This window comes from Flavobacterium beibuense, assembly GCF_004151245.1.
Lineage (GTDB): Bacteria > Bacteroidota > Bacteroidia > Flavobacteriales > Flavobacteriaceae > Flavobacterium > Flavobacterium beibuense_A.
The window spans coordinates 60,136-76,364 of sequence record NZ_JUIW01000002.1; the positions used below are offsets into that span (position 1 = coordinate 60,136).

Annotated in this window: 13 protein-coding genes; 6 read left to right on the plus strand and 7 right to left on the minus strand. The window is 36.0% G+C overall.

From position 1 onward, the window contains the following. Window positions 1–9: 9 nt before the first annotated feature. Complete coding sequence (locus tag NU09_RS02360; RefSeq protein WP_129749655.1) at window positions 10–870, plus strand: outer membrane beta-barrel protein; 861 nt, start codon at window positions 10–12, stop codon at window positions 868–870. 168 nt (window positions 871–1,038) lie between these two features. Here the strand turns inward: NU09_RS02360 and NU09_RS02365 are convergent, their stop codons facing one another. Beyond that, a complete protein-coding gene (locus NU09_RS02365) occupies window positions 1,039–2,043 on the minus strand; it encodes an IS3 family transposase (protein ID WP_129749656.1) in 1,005 nt (334 codons plus the stop codon). 265 nt (window positions 2,044–2,308) lie between these two features. After that, the gene (mnmE, locus tag NU09_RS02370) at window positions 2,309–3,706 is read right to left on the minus strand and encodes a tRNA uridine-5-carboxymethylaminomethyl(34) synthesis GTPase MnmE (RefSeq protein ID WP_129749657.1); all 1,398 of its coding nucleotides are present in this window, start codon (window positions 3,704–3,706) and stop codon (window positions 2,309–2,311) included. A gap of 159 nt (window positions 3,707–3,865) precedes the next feature. Between mnmE and NU09_RS02375 the strand changes: the two genes are divergently transcribed. The 5 genes from NU09_RS02375 to NU09_RS02395 all read left to right on the plus strand — a co-directional run bounded on the left by NU09_RS02375 (window position 3,866) and on the right by NU09_RS02395 (window position 11,222). Then, window positions 3,866–5,509 (plus strand): hypothetical protein, encoded by a 1,644-nt coding sequence (locus tag NU09_RS02375; protein WP_129749658.1) that lies wholly within the window; start codon window positions 3,866–3,868, stop codon window positions 5,507–5,509. Between the two features lie 141 nt (window positions 5,510–5,650). After that, window positions 5,651–6,496, plus strand: a complete 846-nt coding sequence (locus NU09_RS02380; protein ID WP_129749659.1) for a universal stress protein — start codon at window positions 5,651–5,653, stop codon at window positions 6,494–6,496. Between the two features lie 66 nt (window positions 6,497–6,562). Beyond that, on the plus strand, window positions 6,563–8,338 hold the full coding sequence (locus NU09_RS02385; RefSeq protein ID WP_129749660.1) for a MutS-related protein: 1,776 nt from the start codon (window positions 6,563–6,565) through the stop codon (window positions 8,336–8,338). Window positions 8,339–8,448: 110 nt separating this feature from the next. Beyond that, window positions 8,449–9,297 (plus strand): alpha/beta fold hydrolase, encoded by an 849-nt coding sequence (locus tag NU09_RS02390; RefSeq protein WP_129749661.1) that lies wholly within the window; start codon window positions 8,449–8,451, stop codon window positions 9,295–9,297. Between the two features lie 77 nt (window positions 9,298–9,374). Continuing rightward, window positions 9,375–11,222, plus strand: a complete 1,848-nt coding sequence (locus NU09_RS02395; protein WP_129749662.1) for a hypothetical protein — start codon at window positions 9,375–9,377, stop codon at window positions 11,220–11,222. Window positions 11,223–11,378: 156 nt separating this feature from the next. On the opposite strand, the gene dnaN is transcribed toward NU09_RS02395, so the two are convergent. The 5 genes from dnaN to NU09_RS02420 form a co-directional block, all read right to left on the minus strand. Further along, complete coding sequence (gene dnaN, locus NU09_RS02400) at window positions 11,379–12,497, minus strand: DNA polymerase III subunit beta (protein ID WP_129749663.1); 1,119 nt, start codon at window positions 12,495–12,497, stop codon at window positions 11,379–11,381. A gap of 83 nt (window positions 12,498–12,580) precedes the next feature. After that, window positions 12,581–14,266 carry a gliding motility-associated ABC transporter substrate-binding protein GldG gene (gene gldG, locus NU09_RS02405; RefSeq protein ID WP_129749664.1) on the minus strand — a complete coding sequence of 562 codons (1,686 nt, stop codon included), beginning with the start codon at window positions 14,264–14,266 and terminating at the stop codon, window positions 12,581–12,583. Beyond that, complete coding sequence (gene gldF / locus NU09_RS02410; protein WP_129749665.1) at window positions 14,266–14,991, minus strand: gliding motility-associated ABC transporter permease subunit GldF; 726 nt, start codon at window positions 14,989–14,991, stop codon at window positions 14,266–14,268. Before gldF ends, gldG begins: the two co-directional genes overlap by 1 nt. 42 nt (window positions 14,992–15,033) lie before the next feature. Continuing rightward, complete coding sequence (locus tag NU09_RS02415; protein ID WP_129749666.1) at window positions 15,034–15,330, minus strand: putative quinol monooxygenase; 297 nt, start codon at window positions 15,328–15,330, stop codon at window positions 15,034–15,036. A gap of 46 nt (window positions 15,331–15,376) precedes the next feature. Beyond that, entirely contained in the window at window positions 15,377–16,204 is an 828-nt protein-coding gene (locus NU09_RS02420; RefSeq protein WP_129749667.1) for an S-adenosyl-l-methionine hydroxide adenosyltransferase family protein, read from the minus strand. Window positions 16,205–16,229: the final 25 nt, after the last annotated feature.

Consider the following 16,229-nt stretch of genomic DNA (forward strand, 5'->3'; position numbering starts at 1 on the left):
CCAATCAACATGAAAAATTATAAATTAATTTCAAAAAGCATCTCATCCATTTCCTTTATAGGGTTTTGGATAATGCTTACTGGAAATATTAATGCACAGGGACAGGATAAATCTTTCTCTGAAGTAACAATTAGTGTGGGTGGACCGACATCCTCTTTAAATTATGAAGTTACCGGTGGCGATGTGAGCAACCAGATAGGCCTTAATTTTGGCCTGGACTATACGTTCTTTTTTTCGGATAACTTCGGGTTGTCCCTTGGGGCAGAGTATCAAAGGTTTAATACTACCGCTAAAGCGCAGAATATCCCGGGGACATACGAAACTACTGACTTTGAAGGCGAGAGTTTTGAGTTCAGGTATGCCATGAAGCGTTTTAATGAAGAACAAAAGCTGGATTTTGTAAATATCCCTTTAATGCTGGTGTATCAAAACCAGGAGTACGACTTTTATATAAAGGCGGGCGCCAAGATTGGGTTGCCGGTATCGGGTAAGTTCAAATCGAACTTTAACCTGTCTGCCAGTGGCTACTACCCACAGTATGATGGTGAGCTGTTCGACCCGGCCTTTATGGGCTTTGGGGAGTTTGACGATGTGAAAGCCGACGGCGACATCGACGTTAAGCCTACCTACATAGCCTCGTTTGAGTTTGGTGTAAAGCAGCCCATAGGGAAGGGCAATCTGTATGCCGGCCTTTACTTTGACTATGGACTAAATGACATAGCGGATAAAAAGAGCATGCCGGTAGACTATACCGTTAACGACAGCGGTGCCGGCTTTGGATACAACAGTGTACTGAATACCGATTACGTGGACCAGCTTAAAACCATGGCCTTTGGTATTAAGCTGCGGTACTCCGTCTTTAATTTCTAATACAGGAAGTTTATTTTGTATTGAAGGGGCTGTCTCAACTGTCAGGCAGTCCTTTTTTTATAAGGGGTACTTTCAGTAGTTTTGCCCATAGCCTTGAGCGAGAGAATATTTGGCAAGTAGTGCCCAATAAGGCCATTACTTATTAAAAAGTTTTTGCTTAAGTATGTATTAAGCATGTTTTAAAAGCTGATTGTTTTCGAAAATATTCCTGTTGTCCAGGAAACTGTGCCGTCTCTTAACATTGTAAAAGTTTTCAATATAATAGGCAATCGATATTTCCGCTTGGTGTTTGTTTTGATAACTATTCTGATAAACCAGCTCGGTTTTAATGGTTTTGAAAAAACTTTCTGAAACCGCATTGTCCCAACAGTCGCCTTTACGAGACATGCTCCGGGAAACCGATTTGTATTGACGGAGTTCTTCCACAAACTCTTTGCACGCATACTGTATGCCTCTGTCGGAATGAAAAATCAATGATGAGTTTTCTCTAATCGGCCTGTTTGTAATAGCTTTTTTAAAAGCCTCCACAGTTGTATATCTTGTTTTTAGGGTCGTTGACAATGACCAGCCTACCACTTTTCGATCGTAGAGGTCAATTATGACAGTGAAATAAAGCCATCTTTTTCCCGCCCAGACATAAGTAATGTCCGATACCCAAACTTCATTTTCTCTCTGTACCTGAAAGCTTCGTTGAAGTTTGTTTTCAACGATAGGGAATTTATGGGAAGAATTGGTTGTTATCCTGAACTTCCTTTTGAAAACACTCTCGAGAGATGCACTTTTCATAAGCTTTCGAATCAGTTTTTCCGAAGCATGAAAGCGCAAAGCTTTTAGTTCTTTAGCAATTCTTGGACTGCCATATCTTTTGTTATTTTGAAAATGTATTTTTGTTATCTCTTCAAGCAATAATTGATTTGACAATTCTCTTTTGGACGGGGTTCTCAAAAGCCATTTGTAATAGCCACTTTTACTAACCCCCAAAATCCTACACATATCTTTTACCCTAAAGTACGCTACATTATGTTTTATAAATTCAAATCTGGCCTTCTTTGGTGCCGATATGTACTGACTACACTTTATTAAAATATCTCGTTCCTTTTTTACCTTGGCTAATTCCTTTTTAAGTAATTTAAATTCTTTTTGTGTTTTAAGCTTTGCACTTTTCCTTTCCATTTTGATTTTTTAACGCCTCAAAGTTCCCTTACTTTCTCTTTGTGTCCACTTTATGGTATGAAGACCAGTGTCTCTGTGTGCCATTATTTCGCCAAAAAAAGGTCCCGGAGGACAACTTTTAGAGCGAGGTACAAATGGGGTACAAATTAGAGCCAAACATCACCAAATAAAGATAAAGTGGCTAAAAATGAAAAACCAGTTAAATTGCTGTTTTATAACAATTTAACTGGTTTTGTTTGTGTTGTTTTGCGATGTTTTGCGGCTGCTATTTTCCGATGCAGAAATTAGCAAATATGTTTCCTAAAAGCTCGTCGTTTGTAACCTGACCTGTTATTTCTCCAAAGAAATAAAGTGCCTGTCTAATGTCGATAGCCATAAGGTCTGCCGAAATACCTGAACGTAGCCCAAACTGTACTTTTTGTATTTCTTCTAATGCCTTTAATAACGAATCATAGTGTCTTGTATTAGTTACTATGGTTTCGTTATTGCGAAGGGCTCCTGTATTTACAAATGATAAAAGTTTTTCTTTCAGTTCCTCAACACCTGTGTTTTCTTTTGCAGAAAGCAGGTAAAGCTCAGGGATTGCCTTTATAATTTCTGATTTTTGAATATCAGTAAGTTTGTCTGCTTTATTACCTAATACTACCAGAGGCTTTAGAGGGAATTGATTTTTAATTTTTTCAATCTCTATTTTCAGGCGTTTCATCTGAGCTTCTTCACTAGCGAGTTGAGAGCTGTCTACCAAATAGATAACAACCTGAGCCTGTTCTATTTTCTCAAAAGTCTTTTTAATACCAATGCTTTCAACCACATCCTGTGTTTCCCTTATACCGGCAGTATCTATAAAACGGAAGCCGATACCATTTATAACCAATTCGTCTTCAATAGTATCACGGGTTGTCCCTGCAATGTCCGACACGATAGCACGCTCTTCATTAAGTAATGCATTTAAAAGTGTAGATTTACCTACATTCGGTTCCCCTACAATAGCTACAGGTATACCGTTTTTAATTACATTACCCACGGCAAAAGAGTCTATAAGTCTTTTAAGAACAAATTCTATCCTGTCTAAAAGATCATGGAATTGAGTCCTGTCTGCAAATTCAACATCTTCTTCAGCAAAATCCAGTTCCAGTTCAATAAGTGATGCAAAATTTAAAAGCTCATCCCTAAGTTTGGCGATTTCGTTAGAAAATCCGCCACGCATCTGCTGCATGGCAATTTGGTGAGAAGCTTCATTATCACTGGCTATTAGGTCGGCCACAGCCTCCGCTTGAGATAAGTCTAATTTACCATTTAGAAATGCCCTCAGGGTAAATTCTCCGGCATTTGCCATTCGGCATCCCTTACGGAGCATAAGCTGTATAATTTGCTGTTGGATATAAGTAGAACCATGACATGATATTTCAACAGTATTTTCTCCCGTATAAGAATTAGGCCCTTTAAAAACCGAAAGCAATACCTGATCGTATATCCTGTTGTCTTCGGCAATATGTCCTAAGTGAATGGTATGTGTTTTTTGCTTAGTGATATCCTTGCCAGAAACAGAACGGAAAACCTTTGAAGCAATGGTTATAGCATCGTTTCCGGAAAGTCGTATAATGGCAATGGCTCCCGCGCCTGACGGAGTTGCAAGGGCAACAATGGTATCCTGAGAAATCATAAACAAAAAATTTTATGCAAAGATAGTATTAAAACAAACAACTGCATTATTTTACCATTCATCGCAAGAAAAGAGTCAATTATCTAAAAAATGACTTTCTATAATTAAGTATCAATACATTTGTATCATAATTTATAATAAACCCCACAAACAACTAAGATGAAGATTAATTTTATGCGTTTCGGCGCACTTTTAGGAGCAGTTCTTTTAATGATTTCGTGTAATAATGATGATGACACTATCAACAATAATAATGTTCAGGAAAAAATCATTTTAAATACAGATTCTTCCACATTAAACAATCGAATCAAATTTGACAATTCAGGAGTTTTAGATATTAATCTTCCATTTGCCGGGAGGGATAATGATCCTGTAGCCGGTAATTTCCCTTTAGAACTTGTAGCAGAAATTAATCCTCCTGTATATCAGGGATTAACACTTAAGGCGACTCACGTAGCCATTAACGGTAATTATGCTTATGTATCTTATAACATGCAGGGTGAAGCTTATGCAGGAGCAATAGACGTAATAGATATTACAAACCCTAACGTGCCACAGCTTGTTATGCAGGCTATATTGCCTAATACAGATGTGAGTTCGGTAAGTTATGATAACGGGGTATTATATATAGCAGGTGCTGCCAGTATTGATGCATACCAAGATTTAGATTCTCCTGCTTTTGTAGCAGCAATGACACTTTCTAACGGATTATTGACTACAAATTATACTCAAACTACACTGACAGGAAATGTAGGAACATCTGTAACGTCATCAGGAAATAAATACTTTGCAGTATCTGGTGATAACGGAGAGCTGACTCAGCTAAATAAATCTACTCATCAGGTAGAAATGGCTATTCCTGTAAGCGATTTAAGAGCTGTAGCTTATAACAGCAATAAAGTAGTAATCCTTAGCGGTACTCAGGGGATTAAGGTTTATAACGCAAATAATCTTAACCAGCAAAATACATTTGCAACTTCTCAGGATGTTGCAGATGCTAAAAGAACTATCGATTTTCTTAGTAATAACTCATTGTTAGTTTCTGAAGGTTATAACGGACTTGGGGTTTATAACATGAACTCAGGTAATAAAACACAAACGGTTACTGTACCAACATCTGTTGAGGGTGTAGATCCGTCTGATATAACTACTAATGCAGTATCAGTTAATGACGACAAAGTTTATATATCAAATGGTGGTGCAGGTCTTTATATCTATCAAAACGGTAGCGGAAACCAGGGACTAGATATTATGGGTTCTATAAACCTTGGCAGTTCTTGTAATTATGTTATCAGTAAAGACAAATATATTTTTGCAGCTATGGGTAACGGCGGACTTAAAATTGTTCATATCCTGTCTAATGTACAAACTATAGACTGTACTGACTTCCCTACCTATAATGGTTCTGCATGGTTAAATGTGAACTCTAACCAAACTAAAGAATATCAGGGTTCGGCTTCAATACAGGGCGCTAACATCAATTCTAACTCTAACCTTACCTTCTGTGGTTCGCTTGCAGTTTCTCAGGGACTTAATGTAAACAGTAACGGTACTTTTTATATGAAAGGTTCTTTGGCACAAGGTCAGGCTAACAACCCTTGGTTATCGCTTAACGTAAACAGTAATGCAGTATTTAGGGTAGAAGGTAGTGTGGTTATATATGGTAACCTTGTTTTAAACAGTAATTCTACTATAGAGTTTGTAGGCTCAGGCTCATCAATAACCATATATGGTAACGTTACAAAAGGAAGCAATGTAACAATTACAGGTACTTATACAGATACATTTAATAAGCTAAACTAGAAATACAAAAACGACACAAATTATTTTGCCGGCTTTAAGCCGGTTTTTTTTTAACAAAAACCTTACAAACAACCCTGATAAATATCATAATTTAGGTGTGTAAATTTTGTAACTTTACAGGAATCAACACTAAACTAAATTATGAAGCGTATTCTTTTTCCTACGGACTTTTCTCATGCCGCAAAAGCAGCTTATGTATATGCACTGCGCTTTGCCGACAGTTTTAATGCCGAGCTCATTATACTCCATGTTTATGATCTTCCTATTGTAGATACTCCGCCTATGCCGGAAATGACCAAAGAGATTTTTGATATTGTAGAGATGAATCAGTTCGAAAGCTTTAGGGAAGAACTCCCTGAGCTTCATAGAATAGCAGAGAGCAAAGGACTAGGCCATGTAAAAATGAGAAATGTCCTGCTTTATGGAGATCTTGTTTATAATATCAACAAAGTTTGTAAGGATGAAGCAGCCGATTTTATAATAATGGGTACTAAAGGTGCCAGCGGATTAAAAGAAACGTTTATAGGGTCTACCACTGCATCTGTAATGTCTAATACGGAAGTACCTGTGCTAGCGGTGCCTGAAGAAGCCGAATTTCATCATCAGATAAAAAATATAGCTTTTACCACACAGTATAAGGAAAAAGATAACGATGCCCTTAGACAGGCACTTGAAATAGCCAACAGGTTTAATGCTACGGTTCAATGCCTTTACATTAAGAATCCTGATGATCCTTCTGATATAGATGAACGTATTGCAGAATGGAAACTGTATTACAGGGATGAAAATATTGATTTCTTTAATATAGCTGGAGATCACATAGAGCAGACTATACTTGATTTTATTGAGAGTCAGCATGTGGATATGCTTGTTATGCGCAAGCACAAGAGAAACTTTTTTGAAAGGCTTTTCCACAGTAGCCTGACCAAAAAAATGGCCTATCATACAAAGGTACCTTTGCTGGTTTTTAAGGAACAGGAAAAATAATATATTATCCCGCTTTTGGCGGGATTTTTTATGCCTTTATTATATTTGCCACTTAACCGTACTATAATGGACTTTTACACATCACGCCTTTCTCAATTTACTCAGGAACTCGAACTTTTAAAAAAACGCTATAATACCATAAGTCTGTTAAGGCTTATTGCTGTTGTATGTTTTATATTTTTTGGCTGGCAAGCTATAAAAAACAGTTGGGATATGCTGTTTAACCTTAGCAGTATGTTTATATGTGCCGTTGCTTTTATAATACTGATGAGAAAACATTCACAGGTAGCTAAAGCAAAAACCAGGGCAATTGCATTGGTAGAAATCAATAAAAATGAAATAGCTTATTTAAAACGTGAGGCAATTCCATTTCCTGACGGAGGTGAGTTTGTAGATTTTCATCATACCTATTCCTACGATCTGGATATGTTTGGCAACAAATCATTGTTTCATAATATAAACCGTACGGAAACCTACAGAGGTAAAGTAAAATTAGCCTCTATGCTTTTAAAAGTTCTGCCACAGCAAGAAATACTTCAAAATCAGGAAGCTATAAAAGAGCTTGCCGATAAGGCAGAGTGGAGGCAGGAAATAAGAGCTTTAGGTAAAGTTAATAAGGATAGCAATATTTTATATAAAAAACTAACCGACTGGAGTAAAAAAGGGCTGTATGAAATTCCGAAATGGACAATGTTACTTGCTTATGTATTGCCAATATTATTAGCAGCCTGCTTATTAGGATACATATTTGTAAGGGAAGAAAAATTGCTGAGCTATGCAGGCTATCTTTTTATTTTCAATCTTGGTTTTCTTTCGTCCCGATCTAAATTAATTAAAGCAGAAATAGCTGATACTACAGAACTTCATGAGATTATTTATAATTACAGCCTTATAATAGAACAGATAGAGAACGAAACTTTTAAAAGTGAAAAGTTACAACAATTACAAAAAAAGCTTTTACTGAATAATCATAAGGCGGGAGAGCAGATAAAAGTACTTTCTGAACTTTTTTCAAGAATGGATACGGTTAATAACCTCTTTGTGATGATTGCTTTTAACGGAGGCTTCCTTTTCCACCTGCATACGCTTAATTCGCTTTTAAAATGGAAAAAACAGCATGCAGATGCAGTTTCAGAATGGCTTGAGGTAATTGCGGAGGCAGAGGCATTAAGCAGTATTGCCAATCTGTATTACAATAACCGCGATTTTGTATTCCCGCAGCTTAATAATGAATATAAAATATCCTTTACTAATGTTGCCCATCCGTTGCTTAATGCACAGACAAGGGTAGGTAATGATGTTGATTTTGATCCGAAATTCATGATCCTTACTGGTTCTAATATGTCAGGCAAGAGTACGTTTTTAAGAAGTTTAGGGGTAAATATGGTGTTGGCAGGTATTGGTGCTCCTGTTTGTGCGGCACAGGCTAATATACATCCGCTGCCGGTATTGGTTTCGATGAGGCTTTCGGATTCGTTGTCTGACAGTGAATCGTACTTCTATGCCGAAATAAAGCGTTTAAAACAGATTATGGACAGTCTGGAACAGGAAAAGGCATTTGTGTTACTGGATGAAATACTTCGTGGTACGAACTCTGACGATAAGCGTACCGGAACCATAGAAGTGGTTAAGAAAATGGTTGCCCGTAAAGCTATTGGTGCTATTGCAACCCACGATGTAGAGGTTTGTAATACCACTTTTGAATATCCCGAAGATTTGAGGAATAATTGCTTTGAGGCACAGATTATTAATAACGACCTGCATTTTGATTATACATTAAGGGAAGGTATTTGTAAAAACAAAAGTGCGACTTTCCTTATGGAAAAAATGGGTGTTATATAAATAGCCTTTGGTTTAACTTTTATTAACAGCTAAATATTTCTTAATGAGGGAAATGCTTTTTTTTTGGTTAGTAACTTTATGTTATTATTAATTCAAAACAATAAAAAGTTATGCCATTTATTACAACAAATTCTGTTAGTTTATCCGGAAGTTCAGAAGAAGTAAAGATATTTTATCAGGATATCGGTAGGGGCAAACCGGTAGTTTTAATTCACGGTTGGCCGCTTAATCATGCCATGTGGGAATACCAGCTTAACGAGCTTCCTAAACATAATATAAGAGTTATAGCTTACGACAGGAGAGGTTTTGGTATGTCGTCACGCCCTTGGGAAGGTTATGACTACGATACCTTTGCTTCCGATCTTAAAGCACTTATAGAAGAACTAGAGCTTACCGATGTGACTCTTGTAGGTTTTTCAATGGGAGGCGGGGAAGTAGCCCGTTACCTTTCTAAATACAATGAGGACGGAAGAGTTACAAAAGCAGCTCTTATAAGCGCCGTAACGCCTTATTTATTGCTTACGGATGATAATCCTACAGGAGTGAATCAAAGTACGTTTGATGCTATTCATAATCAGTTAGAGCAGGACAGGGCATATTTTCTGGCAGGTTTTGGTAAAACTTTCTTTGGGGTTCATTTGTTTAGCCATCCTGTTAGTGACGACCATTTACAGCACACACTTAATATGGCAATGAATTCTGCCGGATATGCGACCATCAAATCAATGCAGGCATGGTCTACAACCGATTTCAGGAGAGATTTACCTAAAATTAAAATTCCTTTACTGATAATTCACGGTAAGGCTGATGAAACGGTGCCTATTGGTGGTTCTGCGGATGAAACAGCCAAATATGTACCACACAGTCAATACATAGTATATGACGATGCTCCTCACGGGCTATTCTATACACACAGGGAAAAATTTAATGAGGATATTATAAACTTCATCAATTCATAAAATATTTATAAAATAGATTTTATGTTAAAAATATTCTTAATTTTTTTATATTCGTAAGGAATTAAACGCCTTACGTTATGAAACTTGAAAAAATACTTGATAATATTAATTCTTTTGAAAAGAATTCTTTTCTTAAAATAATTGATACTCTTATCGCTAATAAGCCTAAGAATCTAAAGAAAATTGAAAGCATATTATCTGATTCAAATAAAGATCTTAAAAACGTTGACAGTATCAATATTGTCAACGTTTTTAATTTACTGGAAGAAGAATTTACTGATTATATAAAAAATGAATTTTTAAAAACTTCTTCTCAATTAGATATCTTAATAGATATAATTTCCAGAGAAGGTTGTTGCATCATTAAACAAGACTGGTTTTCAAGATTGTATGATAAGCAGATATCGGCTTTAAATGCAAAGCTAAAATCTTTCAAGTCTGATATTGAGGATGAAAAATCTGAAATACCTATTGAGAGAAAAAGAGATTATAGAATATATAAAGAATGCTTAAGAACAGCATATTTAAATGATGTAGAAAATAATCTTGATAAAAAAATTACTTCAGATGAGCATTCAATATTATTGACTCTTTCTAATCAATTGTCACTTGCACAAGAGGAAATAAAATTGATTAATTATTTAATTCTTCCTGTTAAAAAGATGGATGTTGATTCAGTTATAAATGAATTAAAGTTCATAGGAGTAATCTTTTATTCCAAAAAGAATAATACGTTATATGTTGCAGATGAAATGGTTAGGCTTTTACGTAAAATAAGAGGAAAAGAAGTAGGGGATAAGTTTTTTAGGAGGGTACTCTTACAGTTAAGAGAACCTCAAATTAACTTAATATGTAAAAAACATAATATTGATAGAAAACTTCCATTTGAAGCCAAGATAAATGAAATAATCAGTGCAGGTATTTCATTTTCTCAAATACTTATTGAAGACATTTATAAAGAAGGTACTACCCTTACAGATAGAAAAAAGTTTATTAATGACTTTTGTGAAAAGAGTCTGGGTATTACTTCTATTAAGGGTACTGTAATTGAAGAGAAGGTTGATAATCTAATAAAATATTTTGACGAGTTAGAACAGGATGATAAGATAGGCATGTCACATGATGGATACGAAAAAATGCTTATCCAGATGAATGAAATTATTCCTTCAATTAATCAGATTGTAAGAAATAAATTTGACTTACAAGATGAAAATGTATTGAGGAGTAGTTTCTTACTAGATTATAATATAAAGCCTAGAGACATCATAGAACTTATTCCTGAGAAAGAATTACTAAGATTTTGTGAATCTAAAGATGTGAAAACAAGAGGAGATATTGTAATTAACATATTAGACGCATATAAAGATTCTGAGAACTTATTTTTAGAAAACTATGTAAATATAGGTTTCAGAAATCTTAACGCATTAAAAGAGACAGGGGTAATAGTTAAAGAAATTGATTTAGGACTAAAATTTGAGGAACTAACTAAAAAGATTCTTTTAGAGTTAGGGTTTAATATCGATGAGCCATTGAGAAAAAAGCTTAACACATCAAAAGATAAGATAGATATATTAATTAATCTGGGTAATAATGAATTGATTATTGTTGAATGTAAAACAATAAAAGAAAGTAACTTTAATAAATTCAGTTCAGTTTCAAGACAATTAAAATCCTATGATTCAATAGCTAAAAAGAGTGATTATAAAGTTATTAAATCACTATTAATAGCCCCTGAGTTTTCAGATGATTTTGTAAAAGACTGTGGATTAGAATATGAGCTTAATCTTTCACTAATAACAGCGTCATCACTAATGAAAATTTTAAATGGCTTTAGAAATTCTAAACTAAAAATATTCCCTCATAATTTATTGATGAGAGATGTTTTAATTCAGGAAGATCGAGTGATTAAAGCTATATCAAAATAATTGCTAATATTATTAGCAAAGAAAAAAACCGCAACTCAATTAAGTGTTGCGGTTTTATATATAAAAAGGGTTGGATAAATAGCTTATTTAAGGCAACAGCTTTCTAGTCGTGGTATATTTACGATTAAATTTTGTACTGTTTTAAAAACTAAGGTATTAGCTGTTTAGCATAACAGGCATTACCAGCATGGTAACGGTTTCACCTTCATCAAGCCCGTCTATAGGTGTAAGGATACCGGCACGGTTTGGTAACGACATTTCCAGCATAATTTCGTCGCTTTGCAGGTTAGTAAGCATTTCTGTAAGGAAACGTGAGTTGAAACCTATCTGCATATCGTCACCCTGGTAATCACAAGTAAGTCTTTCTTCCGCTTTGTTTGAGTAATCAATATCCTCAGCAGAAATGTTTAGTTCAGTACCTGCAATTTTAAGGCGTATTTGGTGTGTAGTCTTGTTAGAGAAGATAGCCACACGACGAACAGAGCTTAGGAAAGAAGTCCTGTTTATTAAAAGCTTATTAGGATTCTCTTTAGGTATAACCGCTTCGTAGTTAGGGTATTTGCCGTCAATTAGTCGGCAGGTTAATACATAATTATCAAAAGAGAATGTAGCGTTAGAATCGTTGTATTCAATCTTAACTTCAGCATCAGATGTAGCAAGGATACCTTTAAGGATGTTAAGCGGTTTTCTTGGCATGATAAAATCTGCCACCTGAGAAGCTTTTACATCAGTTCTTGCATATTTAACAAGTTTATGAGCATCGGTAGCCACAAAAATAAGTCCTTCCGGAGAGAACTGGAAAAATACACCCGACATTACCGGACGAAGATCGTCGTTACCGGCAGCAAAAATAGTTTTGCTTACTGCTGTTGCAAGTACTTCTGCAGGTACAACGGTAGAAGAAGGGTCTTCAAGCGATACTGCTTTAGGGAATTCTTCACCTGCTGCATAAGCAAGTGCATATTTACCCGAGTTTGAGCTTATTTCTATAGTGTTGTTATCCTCTACAGTAAAAGTAAGCGGCTGCTCCGGGAATGTTTTTAAGGTTTCCAGTAACAGTTTTGCAGGTACGGCAACGCTACCCTGGCTCTCTGAATCTATTTCAAGAGTTGCAGACATTGTTGTTTCAAGGTCTGAAGCAGAAACCGTAAGTTCGTTGCTGTTTAATTCAAAAAGGAAGTTATCTAAAATAGGCAGTGTGTTACTGCTGTTGATAACGCTTCCTAAAACCTGAAGCTGTTTTAGTAAATATGAACTGGATACTATAAATTTCATTTCTTTATTCTTTGATTTTCGTAAAAATTACGTTTCACAAATATATCGTAATCAAACCGAATGTGAAATATTTTTTATTAACACTATCGGGAATACTTCCTTTTTCTGATGAACGTAAACAGCAAGCCGAATACAAGCAAAATTATTATTGGTAATCCGACAGTTATAAACTGTGCGGTTGTATATTGTTCATAAACTTTTTCCTTATCTAGTAACGGAAGGTCTACATCTTTGCTTCGGATGTTAATAAGTCCGTTATCATCTAACAGGTAATTTACGCAGTTCATAAGGAAAGGCTTGTTGTCATAAAGGCTGTTTGTCCATTTGTCATAACCAAGCTCAAGCGGCTGATACGATTTGTCCAGCTGATTCTTTATGATATCGCCATCTGATATGATAATCATTTTGTTTTCACCTCCCACAGGTTTGAACGAAGGGTCTTTAAAAGGTAATACCCTGTTCTCGTAAGCTGAATGGAATTTACCTTCTAAAAGCACCGAAACAGGTATGTCGCCCTGTCCTTCATAATCAGAAGGATTCGTTTTCTCGTTAACCATACTAAGGCTTATCTGGGTAGGCATACCCAGTCTTTTAGAATAGGGTGATGAGTGTAGTAAAACAGTCTTCTTGATATCATTTTTAAGCGTATCTATCGAGTTAGCGAACTCAAAACGGATACCACTCATATTCTTCACGATAGGATTTTCAGAATCAGGATAAACAAAAGGAGATAATTTCCAAAGGAAGTCCTGATATTCGGTTTGGCTGCCTCTTTCACCTACTGCAAGTTTTATTGAAGTTGCCAGTTCGTCTTTAATAAGATCAGGATTAACCCTTACCCCATATTTAAAGAACATGTCTGTAAGATTGAGGTTTCGGTTAAAGGCAAGCGTATTACCGGTCTCGTTATAAAGACTGTCCATTTCTGCCTGTACCTGATCTATCATCCATAGCGTTTTACCACCATTTATTATAAACTGATCCAATACCTGTTTTTCCTCTTCCGTAAACTCTTTTGTAGGTTTTGCTATTATGGCAAGATCAAAATCGTTTAAAAGTTTTAATGTTTTGATTGGGTCTTTTGCAACCGAATCCAGTGTTACCGGCCCTATAAAATAACTTTCTCCGGCCTGTTTAAGAAAATCGGCAATAAGAAGGTCATGTAACTCGCCATTACCTTTTATCACTGCTATTTTCTTCTCTTTTTCGTTAATAGCCTTGCTTATGGCTTCGGCAAAAGCATATTCCAGGTGCTGTACAGAACTTACCACTTTTTCTGCGGTTGAAGTAGTCATTACATTTTTAAGCAGCTGCACTTTAGATGTTTTTGTCCCGTAGTTTACCATTGCCCAAGGAAAAACCACCTCTTGGCTTTGTTTTCCTTTATCGTCAACAGTTACACTTATAGGAGTAAGACCTCTGCTGTAAAGCATACGCATATCTTCCTGCATGTTATCCTCGTTTTCAAGAGGGTTTTCAAACTGGAAAATAATGTTAGAATTATGCGCCTTAAACTCTTCTAAAAGCTGCCTTGTTTCTGTCTGTAGCCTTTTAAACTCCCCCGGAAACTTTCCGTCAAGTAAAACATCTATGTATAAAGGCTCATCAATCTGGTCAATAAGATTTAAAGTAGCTTCCGATAGGGTATAACGTTTATCCTGAGTAAGGTCAAAACGTTTAAATAAATAGCTTCCTGCAATGTTAAGGGCTATTAAAATTACAACGGTAATAAGCAGTTGTTTTCTTATGTGTTTTTTAGTCTGTTCCATTACCATTTAAGAGTTTTAAGTTTATAAACAGTAAGCGATAAGAACAGGATGGTGATGCTGACAAAGTAAATAACATCTCTGGTGTCTATTACACCGCGGCTCATACTCTTAAAGTGGTAATCCATGCCAAGAGAGGAAATAAAGCCGCTAAAGCCCGTTATAAGCCCGGAAGCGGCCTCAAAACCAAAATAGAACAAAAAGCAAAGGAATACCGAAACGATAAAAGCAACAATCTGATTATCTGAAAGGGCAGAGGTAAATATACCAATTGCCGTATATCCCGCTATAAGGAACAATAGCCCGAAATAAGACCCTAAAGTGCTGCCCATATCAATGTTACCTTCAGGGTTACCAAGTGATGATAGTACAAATACATACACTACTGTAGGTAGTATTGCTAATACTATTAGCAAAAAGGCACCAAAAAATTTACCGTTAACTATTTCCCAAACGGTAAGCGGTTTTGTAAAAAGCAGTTCTATAGTTCCCTGTTTTTTCTCGTCGCTAAAGCTACGCATGGTAACTGCCGGGATAAGAAAAATAAGTATCCACGGTGCAAGGGTGAAGAAAGGGCTTAAATCGGCAAATCCACTGTTAAGTATATTAAAGTCGCCATCAAAAACCCACAGGAATAACCCGTTTAGTAAAAGGAAAATTGCAATAACCAAATACCCTATGGGTGAACCAAAAAAGGATTTGATTTCTCTTAGCAGCAAAGCTTTCATTAGTAATGCCTGTTTTTAAATCAAAGGTTAATAGTTGTATTCTTAGGGTAAAGTTACTACTTTATCCACACTCCATGCCTGAGGCTTGTCTTTAAACAGTTTTTTTGTAAAAGACCACACTTCATCAAACAGATCGGAGTGGCGGTAACTTTCAAGATCTTCTTCGGTTTCCCAATAGCTATAGGTAAAAAATACCGAAGGGTCCTGTTTGTCCCTGTATAATTCTAAAAAACGGTTACCCGGATAGTTTCGTATGTGTTGCTTGAATTCGTGGAAATTATTAAGGAATAAATCAACCTTATCTTCCTGAAAACTCATTTTTACAATCCGTACAAACATACTGTTTTTATATTTTAATATTCTAAGTGTTTATAATTATGCCAAACTATTTAAAAACCACATTAACCACATCCCTGAACTTAAGCCCTAAAAGTGTTCTTGCAGTACCTACAGTTTGAGGGTTACTTCTGTAAATGGCAATTTCAAGAAAGCCTGCCTCATTAAAAATAGCCAGCTTTTCGCCTTCATAGTCTTTAAGTGAAAATTTAGTGTTTACGGCAAAATCAGAATAACTTTCCTTAACCGACTTGATAGTCTTGGTACTGAAGGTAATTTCAAAATCCCTGCCTCTTGCTACTTCCTTAATAAGTTTTTGCGAAATATTCGTCACACAGTTTCCAAAGTGGTCTATATATACCACATAACCCTTAATGGAGTTTTTATCTCCGGCAACAACGGCCTGAAGCTCGTTAGTTTCCTTAAGCGACTGAATTTCTTTCCCTATAACACTTAAAGAGCCTCCTTTAGCCAAATGGCAGGCAACTGTTACAAAAACATCCATATCGGTTGAGCCGCTTGGCAGGCGGTCGTGAATGTTTATTTCAACAATGCGTTGCGGCACCATTTTTCTGGTAAGTATACTAAGGATACCATTATCGGCACAAACAAAATAATGATCGTTCCATTGCATGGCTATGTGCCTGTTTTCCCGGGTAAGCTCGGCATCAACCCCTATTAGGTGTACCGTTCCTTTAGGAAAACTGTTGTAGGCTGCGCCTACTACATAGCTGGCTTCCGATACGTTAAAGAGGTCTATGTCGTGAGAAATGTCAATAATGCGGGCATCTGCATAATCAGATATAATTTTCCCTTTCAAAGCGCCCACAAAATGGTCTTTGATACCAAAGTCAGTAGTAAGGGTAATTATTGACATAAAATTGTGCAAAAGTTTTAAAAAG